The organism is Listeria sp. MAN/IMW/UF464, assembly GCF_058683955.1.
In genome coordinates this window covers 103,885-116,894 of sequence record NZ_JBZWZP010000004.1, presented here as the reverse complement: position 1 = coordinate 116,894, position 13,010 = coordinate 103,885, and the positions used below count along the sequence as shown (strand labels likewise).

Here is a 13,010-nt window from a genome sequence, read left to right as displayed (position 1 = left end):
AAAATTAGGAGGAAATGAAAATGGAAAATGAACGTAAACGTATTCTCGAATTAGTGAAACAAGGTATCATTTCTACTGAAGAGGCCCTTACCCTACTTGAAAATATTTCTAAAAAAGAAGGTAAATCCGCAGCAAAAGAAAATATCCGTCGTTCTACAGCACCAAGAGAAGAACGTGTTGAAGAACCGGAAGAAGAACCAACTTATGATTATAGCAAAGGTTGGAACAATGAAGGAAATCCTTACACCGCTCCGAAAAGCCGTAAGAGACGCCCAGAACCAACTCCAGAAAACCATGAGCACCAAGAAGAAGGAAATGAAAATTCTTCTAAAGACCGTGAAGACTCCATGCGCAATATGGTCAATGACTTATCACAAGCTGGTGAGAAAATCGGTTCTTTCCTAAACAGCGCATTTAAACAAGTAAAAGATATGCCGTTTCCATTTCTTACATCTACTAAGATTGAACGTGATTTCATTTACCACGACACAACGCTTTCAATTTTAGAATTTGAAATTGCTAATGGTAATGTTGAATTTAAACCATCCGACTCAAATGATATTAAAGTTCACGCGATGATTAAACTTTTCAAAGAATATCCAGAAGATGAAGCACTTAAAATCTTTTTTGATAAAACAACTTTACGTGTAGATGAAGAAACATTGCGTTTTGAATCAACATCGAAACAAATCGTTACGAACTTAACTGTGTACTTGCCTCGTCGTGAGTATGATTATGTTTCTGTAAAAATGCTGAATGGTAATTTCCACATGGATGAATTATCAGGCCGCGATTTATTTGTAAAAACAACAAACGGTAATGTTAGCATTGGTACACTAAACGCTACTTTAGCTGAAATTGAATCGATTAATGGGAATGTTCGTATCCAAAATGGTGAAATCCGTGATGTAGCACTTAAAACATTTAACGGTAATGTGGCAGTAAAAGGTAATTATTACTCAACAAACTTGCAAACTAAAAATGGTAACGTTAATTATCAGCTAACTGGTAATGAAGCTACTTTCTTAAAAGCTAAAACTGGTGCCGGTAATATCGAAGTAATCGTACCAACAACTATTGGTGTAGATGGTCGCTTCCATACAAACCTTGGAAAACTATATTTAGACTTAAAAGATGCAGAAGTACTTCAATCAAAAACTGAATCAGTAAGTAAATCAATTGTATTTACTAAACTACCAACAGCAGCTGATTCTTCACTAAAAATCGAAGCAGAAGCAACTACAGGTTCCGTTAAGATTCGTGATGCAAAATAATTAATTGAAATCTAGCGCGGAGAAAGCGCGCTAGATTTTACATAGAAATAAGAAAGGAAGAGCTAACATGGATAAAAAATTAAGAAGATCAAGAGTGGACCGGAAAGTCGGCGGTGTTTTTGGCGGACTAGCCGAATTTCTAGGAATAGATGCCACACTTCTACGCCTTATCTATATTATCATCACGATTATTACGATGAAAACCGGTATTGCGATTATTGCTTACATCGTTGCCTTGTTTGTGATTCCTTCTTCTGACACAAGTAATGAGGAAGTACTTGAACGGCACCGTCGCCGCGTTGATGAAAAAAGAAGACGCCACGCTGACCGGAATGAAGCGAGACAGGAAGTGCGAGAAGCGATGAGAAATAGCCGTCATCACAACAGACAAAAACCAGTTAGACCAGAACCAATCCATCACGGAGCAAGAAGAAAAGAAGCTCGTCCTCGTCCAGTGCGAGAATTCAATTTTGACGATGCAACTTTCCGCTCTTTTACAATTAGAGTAGCTACTGGGGATGTTATTATCCGTTCTTGGGACAAAGATCAAATGAAAATTCGTGCCGTACTAGCTGTACACGAAAAAGCACGCTCCATTCGTCAATTAAGTGAAGAAAAACTCTGGGATTACTTCTTTAGCCAAACAATGCTAGACATTTCACCAGATAGTTTCACTTTTGAATCAAAAAATGAATTACTAAAAACAGATTTAGTTGTTACTATTCCAAAACGTTTATATGAACAAGTAAAAATTCAATTACTTAATGGTAATTTGAAATATGATGATACAGCTGCAGAAGATGCTATTATCAAAACACGTCACGGCGATATTCGTTCTTCAGGAGCTAGTGGTAAATTCCTCAGCACGGAATCCAAAGACGGCGAAATTTTCTTCAAACGCAGCTCAGTTGAAAATGTAGATATGTCTACTGCTAAAGGAGACATTGCTCTTCAAGGTAATTTCCATACAACAATTGCTAAGGCGGCTCAAGGGGATGTTGAATATATTCTCGAAAATGAAACTTCCTCAGCTGCAGATTTAGAAGCACCAAATGGCGATATTCGGATTCAAATCCCGCCAACGTGGAATGTTGATGGAACACTCGGAACGAAGAAAGAAAAAATTTACTTCGACTTAAAAAATGCAAAAATTTGGGATGACGCAGAAAGAACTTTTGTTTTCACTCAAAATGCAGAAGAGATAAGTATGGCAACACTTCAAGCGAAAGTAGGAAATGGAATTATCAAAGTTTCTGAACTCGAAACAAAGAACGTTTAATAAAATGAAAGGAAGGGAAAACAATGAGAAAGTTATATAAATCTTCATCACAAAAAATGTTTGCTGGTGTTTGTGGTGGGCTTGCAGAATACTTTGGTATTGAAGTAACAATCATTCGTTTAATTTGGGCTGGAGCAGTTCTATTCTTAGGTACTGGGATTTTACTGTATATTCTAGCTGCGATTATTATGCCAAAAGCAACACCTGAATCAGAATGGGAGTGAACTAAAATATGCGTTGGATTATAGGCGTAATCATTAACTCGGTGCTTTTTGTAGCATTATCTGGATTCTTTACAAGTTTCCACGTAGATGGATTCACGACGGCGCTACTAGCGAGTTTTATATTAGCAATTCTTAATATGCTAATTAGACCTATTTTACTCCTTTTAACTTTACCGATTAATATATTTACACTTGGGCTTTTCACCTTTGTGATTAATGCAATTATGCTTGAAATGACTACCTTCTTTATTGGAGATTCTTTCCAAATTGATGGTTTTGGTACAGCGTTGATTATTGCAGCAATTATGGCTTTTGCAAACATGATTATTAATTCCGTTTTATGGGGTAATAAAGAAAATTAAACATTCCAGTTACATTTTTAGGCTTCAAACGGCTTTTTAAATGTAGCTGGTTTTGCTGTGTAGAGCCATTTGGGAAGAAAGAGGTAGCTTGATTCTCTCTAAAGTGCTAAAATGATAAGGAGCTTTCTAAACAATATTTTGTAGCGAACAGTAATGGACTTTTATAATTCATTTGGAGGTACTTGCATGACAAAATCGGTTACGGTAAAGGATTTAAAGGAACGACTTAATTTAGAGCTAATTTGTTCAGAAACGGGACTTGAAAGACCAATTTTAACAAGTGATTTATCTCGGCCTGGTTTGGAACTTACTGGATTTTTCTCGTATTATCCAGAAGACCGTGTGCAGCTTTTTGGAATGACGGAAATTTCTTTTTCAGAAGGTATGGAGCCGGAAGAACGACTTAAAAGATATAAGCAAATGTGTACGAAACGGACGCCTGCTTTTGTGATTTCTCGAAATTTAGAAGTGCCGAAAGAATTAGTAGCAGCAGCGAAAGAAGCAGATATTCCAGTTCTTCGTTCGCGCTTAAAGACTACGCGTTTATCCGTTTATATTACGAACTATTTAGAAAGCAGATTGGCACCTGTTATCTCAATGCATGGTGTTTTAGTAGATATTTACGGACTTGGCGTTTTAATTACAGGTAGTAGTGGTGTTGGTAAGAGTGAAACAGCGCTCGAACTTGTAAAACGTGGACATAGACTCGTAGCAGATGATAATGTAGAAATTCGTCAAGAAGATGAAATGACGCTCATCGGTTCATCGCCAGCAATTATCGAGCATTTACTAGAGATTCGAGGCCTCGGAATTATTAATGTAATGACTTTATTTGGAGCAGGAGCTGTACGTTCCAGTAAAAAAATTACTATCGTTGTGCACCTTGAAAACTGGGACCCAGATAAGCATTATGATCGCGTTGGGTTGGACCAAGAGAAGACTAAAATCTTTGATATGGACATTCCAAAAATTACTGTTCCTGTTCGTCCAGGGCGAAATTTATCTGTTATTATAGAAGTAGCAGCAATGAATTTCCGTTTGAAAAATATGGGCTACAATGCGGCAGAACAATTTACACAAGACCTAAACAATTTAATAGGTCATAATAGTAGCATGAATGATTAAATAAATAGAGAAAAGTTCTCCGCAGCCTAAACAAACAGTACGATAATCTTGTTTGGTTGCGGAGTTGTCTTTTTTTGAAAGTAGGGGAATTATGGGTAATGGTGTTCAGCCACTTGATCCGGTGGCGATTCAAATTGGTAGTATTTCCGTAAAATGGTACGGAGTTATTATCGCTTCAGCTGTTGTAATTGCGTTACTTCTTGCGCTTAGTGAAGCAAATAAACGTAAAATGGACAAAGAAATTATTGTGGATCTACTAATATGGGCGATTCCAATTTCGATTATTAGTGCCCGCATTTATTATGTTATTTTTGAGTGGGATTTTTATAAGAATAATTTGGGCGAAATAGTGAAGATTTGGCATGGTGGAATCGCGATTTATGGTGCGTTAATTGGTGCCGTGCTAACTGCAGTCATTTTCTCGCGGATTAAGAAAATTTCGTTTTGGAAACTTGCGGATGTTGTTGCACCTAGTTTGATTATTGCTCAGGCTATTGGTCGTTGGGGTAATTTTATGAACCAAGAAGCTCATGGGGCGGAAACGACTCGAGCATTTCTTGAGGGCTTACATTTGCCAGAATTTATTATCAACCAGATGTACATAGATGGTGCTTATTATCAGCCGACATTCTTATATGAGAGTTTATGGAATGTTCTTGGTTTTATCGTGTTATTAATTATTCGTCGGACCAAGATACGTAGCGGGGAACTTTTTCTTAGTTATGTAATTTGGTACTCGTTCGGAAGATTCTTTATCGAAGGAATGCGAACAGATAGTTTAATGTGGGGCGACTTTAGAGTTTCACAGGTTTTATCTTTACTGCTAATTGTGTTATCCATTGGTTTAATTATTTATCGTCGCGTGAAAATGAATCCGCCGTATTATATGGAAGATAAATTGGGTAAAGTAGCTAAAAAGAAATAAAAAGTTGAAGCTTTTCGAGTTTGTATAAGAAAGGAAGAAATTATGACTGGGAAAATTACTACATTGTTATTTGACTTAGATGGGACACTGATAAATACGAATGAGTTGATTATTAAAACTTTCCAAGCAACATTACAAGAATTCTTACCTGACCGTGTTTTTACAAGAGAAGATATTTTACCGTTTATCGGTCCTTCGCTAATGGAAACGTTTCGGGAAATAAATCCAGCACATGCGGAAGAAATGCGTGTGTTTTACCGGGAATATAACTTGAAACATCATGATGATTTAATTTTAGAGTATGATGGAGTGTATGAAGCGATTCGAGCTTTGTATGAAGAAGATTATAAACTAGGAATTGTATCGACGAAAATGTACGATACGATTATGCGAGGTCTTAAAGTGACTGGCTTGGATAAATTTTTCCAAGTGGTGATTGGGTTAGATCAAGTATCTAATGCGAAACCAGATCCAGAAGGTATTGAGATGGCTCTTTCTCTGCTAAATGCAACGAAGGAAGAAGCCATTATGATTGGTGATAATTATCATGACATTGAAGCTGGGAAAAATGCGGAAACGTTAACTGCTGGAGTAGCATGGGCGATTAAAGGTCCAGAACATTTGGCGCAGTTCCAACCAGACTTTATGTTAGAAAAAATGAGTGACCTGCTTGCTATTGTAAGGGACGAGGAATAAATTTTGAGACGGCTGAATAGGTTTAAGGCGCCGGATGAGAAAGTCAACACGCTTTTCCAGGTTTATAAAACCATTTCTTTTTGGAAAGTCGTAAAGAATACTGTAGTAGTTGAATTTGGACGTTTTTTTCCTTGGATGGGCGGGAAACGTAATATTTACCGTGCTTGTCTTGGAATGAAAATTGGTAAGAAAACTGCTATTGCCTATAAAGTTATGCCGGATTTATTTTTTCCTGAGAAGATTACGATTGGAGAAAATTCTATTATTGGCTATCATACGACAATTTTAACTCATGAATATTTGTTGTCTGAGTATCATGTTGGAGAAGTCGTTATTGGTAAGAATGTGATGGTTGGGGCAAATGTAACCATTCTTCCTGGAATCGAAATAGGAGACGGTGCGATTGTTGCTGCTGGGGCAGTCGTTTCGAAGGATGTTCCGCCAGAAAGTTTTGCATATGGAAATCCTTTAGTAATAAAAGAAAAAGCTGCTTTTGAGTGAAATCAGAGTAGCTTTTTTTCTTGCCCAAAGAAATAAATTCTATGTTATACTCAGAAGAATAAGGATATTGTTGGAGGTGGGAAAATGGAAAAAGACAAAAAAACAACTGCAAAAATTTATCCATTTTATCCAAATGGTCAATTTTATTTTGAGCGTGGAGTAGAGGCGTTTCGTGAGCAAAGAATTAAAGAAGCGATTCGTTATCTAGTACGAGCGTCAGAACTTGAACCTGGAGAGCCAGTGATACTTTGTCAATTAGCAATTTGCTATACGGAGATCGGTCAATTTCATAAATCAAATCAATTACTAAGAGAGATAATGGAAAAACGTCTTGGTAATATGGAATACTGCTATTATTTTATAGCCAATAATTTTGCTTATATGAAAGATTATCGTAGGGCGCTTCAATATGCAAGTCGTTATTTAGAAATAGCAGCTGATGGAGACTATGCCGAAGAAGCTAAAGATTTAATTGAAGTATTACTCGAAGAAACGCCATTTGGTGAAACAATTGAAAATGGTTTTTCTAAATTAGAACAGGAATTTTATTCATATAAGAAAGAAATTAATCGTTATTTAGCGGAAGAAGATAGTGCTTCTGCATGTGATATTTTGAAAAAAGTGATTGATGAGAAACCGAACTTTTGGCCTGCCTATAATCAGCTAGCTGCACTTTATTTTGAGCAATTAAAAGAAGAGGAAGGCGTTAAGGTATTAAGTGATTTAATTGCAAGAAACCCGGGGAATTTATTGGGTTTATGTGACTTGTTTATTTATCATTTTTATAAAGGTAATCGGGAAGAAGCTGACTCACTTTACTCGGAGTTGCGGGATGTTTTGCCAGTTCTCTCGCATCATAAAGAAAAAATCGGCTTAATTCATGCGATGATGGGCGACTACGAAGAAGCTGATGATTTACTTGAACAAGTGGCGGATTTGGAAGTTACGGAGCGTAGTAAATACTATTATTATCGCGCAAAATCAGCATATTATTTAGATGAAGTTGAAGAGGCGAAAATGTTTTGGCATTCCTTTTTAGAGTGTGATTTATATGAAGATACTAGATTTCCTTGGGAGCAAGAGGCAGATTTAACCAACGATACTCGGTTAGTTTTAGAGATGCTTCAAGCGGAAAGTGATATGACGCATCTTCTTGGAGTCTATGCGATGACAGTCTCGGGAAATCGACCGGAATTTGTCCTATTTCATCCACTGCTTGATATGAGTAGTTGGTCGTATATGGAGCACTTGATGTTTACCGATTTTGATTATTTTCCAGACGGGAACGTAGAACAGAACTGCTACTTAATTATGAAAGCAATGACTATTTTACGGGAAAATGGACTTTTGTTAAATGAAGAAAATCTTCCTTTATACGAAACAATTTTTTCATTAGTCTTGATGGAAAATAGAAAAGAGCTAATTCTTGGTCGCTATAAGATTGAAACGGTTGCTAGCGCGATTGCAAAAATATTTTTACCTGAAATGAAACTCGCTTCAGTAGATGAATTTGAATGTAGCAAGTGTGCAAGAGATATTGAACAAGTTCTGAGCAGATAAATAGACCTTTTTGCTATTCCGTATTAGGATTAATTTAGACTAACTATTGTATACACATTAATGAGGAGGGCAAAAGGATGGCTAGTGAAGAAAAAATTTATGATGTGATTATTATTGGGGCGGGACCTGCTGGAATGACAGCGGCTTTATATACTTCCCGTGCAGATTTAGATACATTAATGATTGAACGTGGTGTACCAGGCGGACAAATGGTAAATACAGCAGAGGTAGAAAATTACCCTGGCTTTGACAGTATTTTAGGGCCAGATTTATCCGACAAGATGCTTAGCGGGGCGAAACAATTCGGCGCTGAGTACGCTTATGGTGATATTAAAGAAGTTATTGACGGCAAAGAATTTAAAACTGTAACAGCAGGGTCAAAAACGTATAAAGCCCGTGCGATTATTATTGCAACTGGAGCTGAACACCGTAAACTTGGCGCAGCTGGTGAAGAAGAGCTTAGCGGACGCGGCGTTTCTTACTGTGCAGTTTGTGATGGAGCATTCTTTAAAAATCGCGAATTAGTCGTTGTTGGTGGCGGTGACTCGGCAGTTGAAGAAGGAACTTATTTGACTCGTTATGCAGATAAAGTAACAATTGTACACCGTCGTGATAAATTACGTGCACAACAAATTCTACAAGATCGTGCTTTTAAAGATGAAAAAGTTGATTTTATTTGGAATAACACGGTAGAAGAAATTATTGGCGATGGCAAAAAAGTTACTAGCGTCAAACTAGTTTCTACTGTTGACGGTTCTGAATCAATTATGCCAGTAGATGGGGTCTTCATCTATGTTGGGCTTGTACCACTTACGAAAGCATTTTTAAGTCTAGGTATTACTGATGAAGAAGGATATATTGTGACAGACGAAGAAATGCGTACAAATCTTCCTGGTATTTTTGCAGCGGGGGATGTACGTGCGAAAAGCTTACGCCAAATCGTAACAGCTACAGGTGATGGTGGACTTGCTGGACAAAATGCGCAAAAATATGTAGAAGAATTAAAAGAAGCTTTGGAAGCAGAAGCAGCTAAATAATAAAAAAACAAAAATGGATCTAAAGATTATTTATCTTAGGTCCATTTTTTTGCGTGACTACCTTGACCTGAGTAGTGTAAAATGAAATACAAAGACTAGTTAGGAGAGATAAATGATGAGCGTTGTCGTACTTGGCGGAGCGGGTTATATTGGCTCTCACGCAGTAGATGAACTGATTAATCGTGGCTATGAGGTAGTTGTGGTAGATAATCTAGGAACAGGCCATCAAGAATCTATTCACAAAAAAGCAAAATTTTATGAAGGTGATATCCGGGATAAAGCTTTTTTAAGTACTGTTTTTGAAAAAGAATCTATTGACAGTGTGATTCATTTCGCCGCGAGTTCGCTTGTTGGTGAATCAATGGAAGTTCCTTTAGAATATTTGAATAATAATGTATACGGTACGCAAGTTCTTTTAGAAGTTATGGAACAATTTGGTGTTAAACATATTGTATTTTCTTCTAGTGCTGCGACATACGGGGAACCAGAGCGAGTTCCAATCACAGAAGATATGCCGACAAGTCCAGAAAGCACTTACGGTGAGACAAAGCTAATTATGGAAAAAATGATGAAATGGTGCGATAAAGCTTACGGAATGAAGTTTGTCGCGTTACGTTATTTTAATGTCGCTGGTGCAAAAGCGGATGGATCAATTGGTGAGGATCATAAACCAGAAACTCACTTAGTACCGATTATTTTACAAGTTGCTCTTGGTCAACGAGAAAAATTAGCAATTTATGGTGATGATTATAATACACCTGATGGTACATGTATTCGTGATTATGTCCAAGTAGAAGATTTAATTGATGCGCATATCCGCGCGCTTGAATATTTGAAAAAAGGTGGAGAAAGTAATATTTTCAACCTCGGCAGCAGCAATGGCTTTTCAGTGAAAGAAATGCTTGAAGCAGCTCGAATTGTAACTGGTAAAGAAATTCCAGCTGAAGTGGTGCCGCGCCGGGCTGGTGACCCAGGGACGCTTGTTGCTTCTAGCGATAAAGCGCGTGAAATCCTTGGCTGGCAACCAACGTATACGGATGTAAAAGATATTATTGCTACTGCTTGGAACTGGCACGTGTCACATCCAAATGGCTATTAATAACTACGAAAGAATGTGGTTTATATCAAAGTATTAAAAGAACATTTTGGACGGTTGGAAGAAAATGATGTATGGCAATGGACGTTAATAAATGACCATGGGATGAAAATGAGCGTTTTAAATTATGGCGCGATTGTTACTTCCATTGAAACGAAAGATAAATTTGGTGAATTTGCTAATATTAGTCTAGGATTTTCGAATTTAGAGGATTATTTAGCATATTCGCCGTACTTTGGTGCAACGCTTGGTCCGGTGGCTGGGCGTATCACTAAAGGTCAATTTTCTTTGGACGGTAAAAAGTTTCAATTAACGCAAAATGAAGGCGCTAACCATCGTCATGGAGGGAAGCTTAATTTTAGTAAAAAGCTTTGGGATGTTTCAGTCGAAGAGAAATTAGATGAAGTGATTATGACGTTTACATATCACATGGCAGACGGCGAAAATGGCTATCCCGGAAATATTGATGCTACAATGACTTATACACTGAATAATAAGAACGAATGGCTAATTCACTATGAAGCAAAAACGGACAAACCAACTATTTATAATCCAAGCAATCATATTTATTTTAATTTAACAGGCGAGGCTGGTACGGATGTGTTAGCGCACCAACTTTGGGTAAGTAGTGAGGCGTTTCTACCAATAAATAATGAATCTTTGCCAACTGGAGCCATCGCGCCGACAGAAAATACTATTTTTGACTTGCGAGCGGGTCGTGAAATTGCTGAGATTACTAGGAGTCAAGACCAACAAATAAAACTAGTTGGTGGTGGACTGGATCATGCCTTTATTCTAAAACATGAAAACGGGCGACCTGATGCGGTGTTGTTTGATACGCAGTCGGGGCGGCGAGTAGAAATGGAAACAGAAGCTGACTCCGTGTTAATTTATACAGCTAATAGTCTAACTGGTAACTTTTCTATTCAAAACAAACCAGTACCGAAATATGCGGGTATCACGATGGAAACACAAGGATTGGTGGATGCGATTAATCATGAAGGGTTCGGTAATATCGTATTAAGACCAGACCAACCATTTAAATCGAAAACAGCTTTTCGTTTTGCGGTTGAAAGCTAAGAATGATAAAAATGAAAGTAGCATAATGTGAAGGAGTGTCGGGAATGAACTGGCAAGAGGAATACCAAAAATGGATTACAAATAAAGAATTAGATGAGTCGCTAAAAAAACAATTAGTAGATATAGAAAAGAATGAAAAAGAATTAGAAGATAGTTTTTATCGTAATATGGAATTTGGTACGGCGGGGATGCGTGGTGTTCTAGGAGCTGGAACAAATCGGATGAATATCTATACTATTCGAAAAGCGTCACTTGGTTTAGCGCAATTTGTAGCTGAAAACGGTGAAGAGGCTAAGAAACGCGGAATTGTTATTGCTTACGATCCTCGTCATATGTCGCGTGAATTTGCCTTTGAGTCAGCGGCGGTTTTAGGGCACCATGGTGTTAAAAGTTATGTGTTTGATGCGCTTAGACCAACACCAGAACTTTCTTTTGCAGTGAGATTTTTAAATGCGTTTGGTGGGATAGTAATTACGGCAAGTCATAATCCGCCAGAATATAATGGCTATAAAATTTACGGAGAAGACGGTGGGCAAATGCCGCCAACCGGTGCAAGTGCTGTAATAGATTACATAAGTGCAGTGGAAGATATTTTTTCTGTAGAAGAAGCAGATCAAGACGAATTAATTGAAAAAGGTTTACTTGAAATAATTAGCGAAAAAGTGGACCGTCCTTATTTGGAAAAATTAAAAGAAGTAATTGTTAATAATGAGTTGGTGCAAGAACGTGGTAAAGATTTGAAAATTGTTTTCACGCCACTACATGGTACAGGTGGGATTTTAGGCGTTCCTGCGCTTGAAAGTGTCGGCTTCACGAATATCGTTAAAGTAGAGGAACAATTTGTGAACGATCCTGATTTTGGTACTGTAAAATCACCTAATCCAGAAAATAAAGAAGCATTTTCGCTCGCAATTGAATATGGCAAAAAACATGATGGCGATATATTAGTAGGAACTGATCCGGATGCTGACCGTTTAGGAGTTGCAGTACGGAATAATGACGGGGAATATGAGATTTTATCCGGTAATCAAATTGGTGCGATAATTTTACATTACTTGTTAAAACAAAAGAAAGCGCAAAATGAACTACCAGAAAATGCGGCTGTTTTAAAATCAATTGTCACAAGTAATCTTGGGACGGAAATCGCGAAACACTTTGGTGCACAGATGATTGAAGTTTTAACAGGGTTCAAGTTTATCGCGGAACAAATCAAGCATTTTGAGGAAACAGGGAAGCATACATTTGAATTTGGCTATGAAGAAAGTAATGGTTATATGGTTAAGTCGTTTACTCGTGATAAAGATGCTATTCAGGCAGTTCTCGCGATTTCTGAAGTGGCGCTTGTAAGCAAAACGGAAGGGCGGACTTTGCTAGAAGAGTTAGAACAAATTTATGCTGAATTTGGTTATTATAAAGAAGATTTAGTTTCGCTCACTTTAAGTGGAAAAGATGGATCAGAGCGCATTAAAGAAATTACAAGTGGCTTTAGAGAGCAACTTCCTACAAGCATGGGCGGTTTCCGAATTGAGCGCGCGGAAGATTATTTAAGAAGCGAAACTACTTGGATTGAAACAGGTAAAACTGAAGAGATTCAATTACCGACCGCAGATGTAATTAAATGTTATTTTGAAGATGGTTCATGGTTCTGCTTGCGTCCATCAGGCACCGAACCGAAAATCAAATTCTATTTTAGCATTCGCGGTGAAAATGAAGCAGAAAGCACGCAAAAACTTGAAAAAGTAAAAGCTGATTTGATGCAATATATCGAAGCTTAAAAAAGAAAAATCCCGGAAACTCTATTTAGAGACTTTTCCGGGATTTTCTAGTGGGAAGTGTGCTAAAATGAAAGGT

13 protein-coding genes are annotated in these 13,010 nt (G+C 37.5%); all 13 read left to right on the top strand.

Annotated features, from left to right (window positions below; genetic code table 11):
- The first annotated feature begins 20 nt into the window (after window positions 1–20).
- The 13 genes from AC4PG0_RS13150 (at window position 21) to AC4PG0_RS13090 (ending at window position 12,934) form a co-directional block, all read left to right on the top strand.
- Window positions 21–1,274 carry a DUF4097 family beta strand repeat-containing protein gene (locus AC4PG0_RS13150; RefSeq protein WP_033533637.1) on the top strand — a complete coding sequence of 418 codons (1,254 nt, stop codon included), beginning with the start codon at window positions 21–23 and terminating at the stop codon, window positions 1,272–1,274.
- Window positions 1,275–1,341: 67 nt separating this feature from the next.
- On the top strand, window positions 1,342–2,553 hold the full coding sequence (locus AC4PG0_RS13145) for a DUF4097 family beta strand repeat-containing protein (RefSeq protein WP_010991307.1): 1,212 nt from the start codon (window positions 1,342–1,344) through the stop codon (window positions 2,551–2,553).
- A gap of 23 nt (window positions 2,554–2,576) precedes the next feature.
- Window positions 2,577–2,777 carry a PspC domain-containing protein gene (locus AC4PG0_RS13140; RefSeq protein ID WP_003772354.1) on the top strand — a complete coding sequence of 67 codons (201 nt, stop codon included), beginning with the start codon at window positions 2,577–2,579 and terminating at the stop codon, window positions 2,775–2,777.
- Window positions 2,778–2,785: 8 nt separating this feature from the next.
- Window positions 2,786–3,139: a phage holin family protein gene (locus AC4PG0_RS13135; protein WP_003763913.1), complete on the top strand. Its 354-nt coding sequence runs from the start codon at window positions 2,786–2,788 to the stop codon at window positions 3,137–3,139.
- Between the two features lie 186 nt (window positions 3,140–3,325).
- Entirely contained in the window at window positions 3,326–4,264 is a 939-nt protein-coding gene (gene hprK / locus AC4PG0_RS13130; RefSeq protein ID WP_003763911.1) for an HPr(Ser) kinase/phosphatase, read from the top strand.
- Window positions 4,265–4,355: 91 nt separating this feature from the next.
- On the top strand, window positions 4,356–5,189 hold the full coding sequence (gene lgt / locus AC4PG0_RS13125; protein ID WP_003772355.1) for a prolipoprotein diacylglyceryl transferase: 834 nt from the start codon (window positions 4,356–4,358) through the stop codon (window positions 5,187–5,189).
- A gap of 42 nt (window positions 5,190–5,231) precedes the next feature.
- The gene (gene ppaX, locus AC4PG0_RS13120) at window positions 5,232–5,885 is read left to right on the top strand and encodes a pyrophosphatase PpaX (RefSeq protein WP_003763908.1); all 654 of its coding nucleotides are present in this window, start codon (window positions 5,232–5,234) and stop codon (window positions 5,883–5,885) included.
- A gap of 3 nt (window positions 5,886–5,888) precedes the next feature.
- Window positions 5,889–6,386, top strand: coding sequence for an acyltransferase (locus AC4PG0_RS13115; protein WP_003772356.1), 498 nt, complete (start codon window positions 5,889–5,891; stop codon window positions 6,384–6,386).
- Between the two features lie 84 nt (window positions 6,387–6,470).
- On the top strand, window positions 6,471–7,946 hold the full coding sequence (locus AC4PG0_RS13110) for a tetratricopeptide repeat protein (RefSeq protein WP_003772357.1): 1,476 nt from the start codon (window positions 6,471–6,473) through the stop codon (window positions 7,944–7,946).
- A gap of 77 nt (window positions 7,947–8,023) precedes the next feature.
- The gene (gene trxB / locus AC4PG0_RS13105; RefSeq protein ID WP_003772358.1) at window positions 8,024–8,983 is read left to right on the top strand and encodes a thioredoxin-disulfide reductase; all 960 of its coding nucleotides are present in this window, start codon (window positions 8,024–8,026) and stop codon (window positions 8,981–8,983) included.
- 115 nt (window positions 8,984–9,098) lie between these two features.
- Window positions 9,099–10,082: a UDP-glucose 4-epimerase GalE gene (gene galE, locus AC4PG0_RS13100; RefSeq protein WP_033838239.1), complete on the top strand. Its 984-nt coding sequence runs from the start codon at window positions 9,099–9,101 to the stop codon at window positions 10,080–10,082.
- A gap of 15 nt (window positions 10,083–10,097) precedes the next feature.
- The gene (locus tag AC4PG0_RS13095; RefSeq protein ID WP_492167770.1) at window positions 10,098–11,159 is read left to right on the top strand and encodes an aldose epimerase family protein; all 1,062 of its coding nucleotides are present in this window, start codon (window positions 10,098–10,100) and stop codon (window positions 11,157–11,159) included.
- Between the two features lie 44 nt (window positions 11,160–11,203).
- Window positions 11,204–12,934, top strand: a complete 1,731-nt coding sequence (locus AC4PG0_RS13090; protein ID WP_492167769.1) for a phospho-sugar mutase — start codon at window positions 11,204–11,206, stop codon at window positions 12,932–12,934.
- The last annotated feature ends 76 nt before the right edge of the window (window positions 12,935–13,010 follow it).

Bases quoted from the DNA above. Each gene is read 5' to 3' on its own strand.
- AC4PG0_RS13090 (WP_492167769.1), top strand. From the start codon at position 11,204: ATGAACTGGCAAGAGGAATACCAAAAATGGATTACAAATAAAGAATTA.
- galE (WP_033838239.1), top strand. From the start codon at position 9,099: ATGAGCGTTGTCGTACTTGGCGGAGCGGGTTATATTGGCTCTCACGCA.
- AC4PG0_RS13140 (WP_003772354.1), top strand. From the start codon at position 2,577: ATGAGAAAGTTATATAAATCTTCATCACAAAAAATGTTTGCTGGTGTT.
- AC4PG0_RS13150 (WP_033533637.1), top strand. From the start codon at position 21: ATGGAAAATGAACGTAAACGTATTCTCGAATTAGTGAAACAAGGTATC.
- lgt (WP_003772355.1), top strand. From the start codon at position 4,356: ATGGGTAATGGTGTTCAGCCACTTGATCCGGTGGCGATTCAAATTGGT.
- AC4PG0_RS13110 (WP_003772357.1), top strand. From the start codon at position 6,471: ATGGAAAAAGACAAAAAAACAACTGCAAAAATTTATCCATTTTATCCA.
- ppaX (WP_003763908.1), top strand. From the start codon at position 5,232: ATGACTGGGAAAATTACTACATTGTTATTTGACTTAGATGGGACACTG.
- AC4PG0_RS13145 (WP_010991307.1), top strand. From the start codon at position 1,342: ATGGATAAAAAATTAAGAAGATCAAGAGTGGACCGGAAAGTCGGCGGT.
- hprK (WP_003763911.1), top strand. From the start codon at position 3,326: ATGACAAAATCGGTTACGGTAAAGGATTTAAAGGAACGACTTAATTTA.
- AC4PG0_RS13135 (WP_003763913.1), top strand. From the start codon at position 2,786: ATGCGTTGGATTATAGGCGTAATCATTAACTCGGTGCTTTTTGTAGCA.
- trxB (WP_003772358.1), top strand. From the start codon at position 8,024: ATGGCTAGTGAAGAAAAAATTTATGATGTGATTATTATTGGGGCGGGA.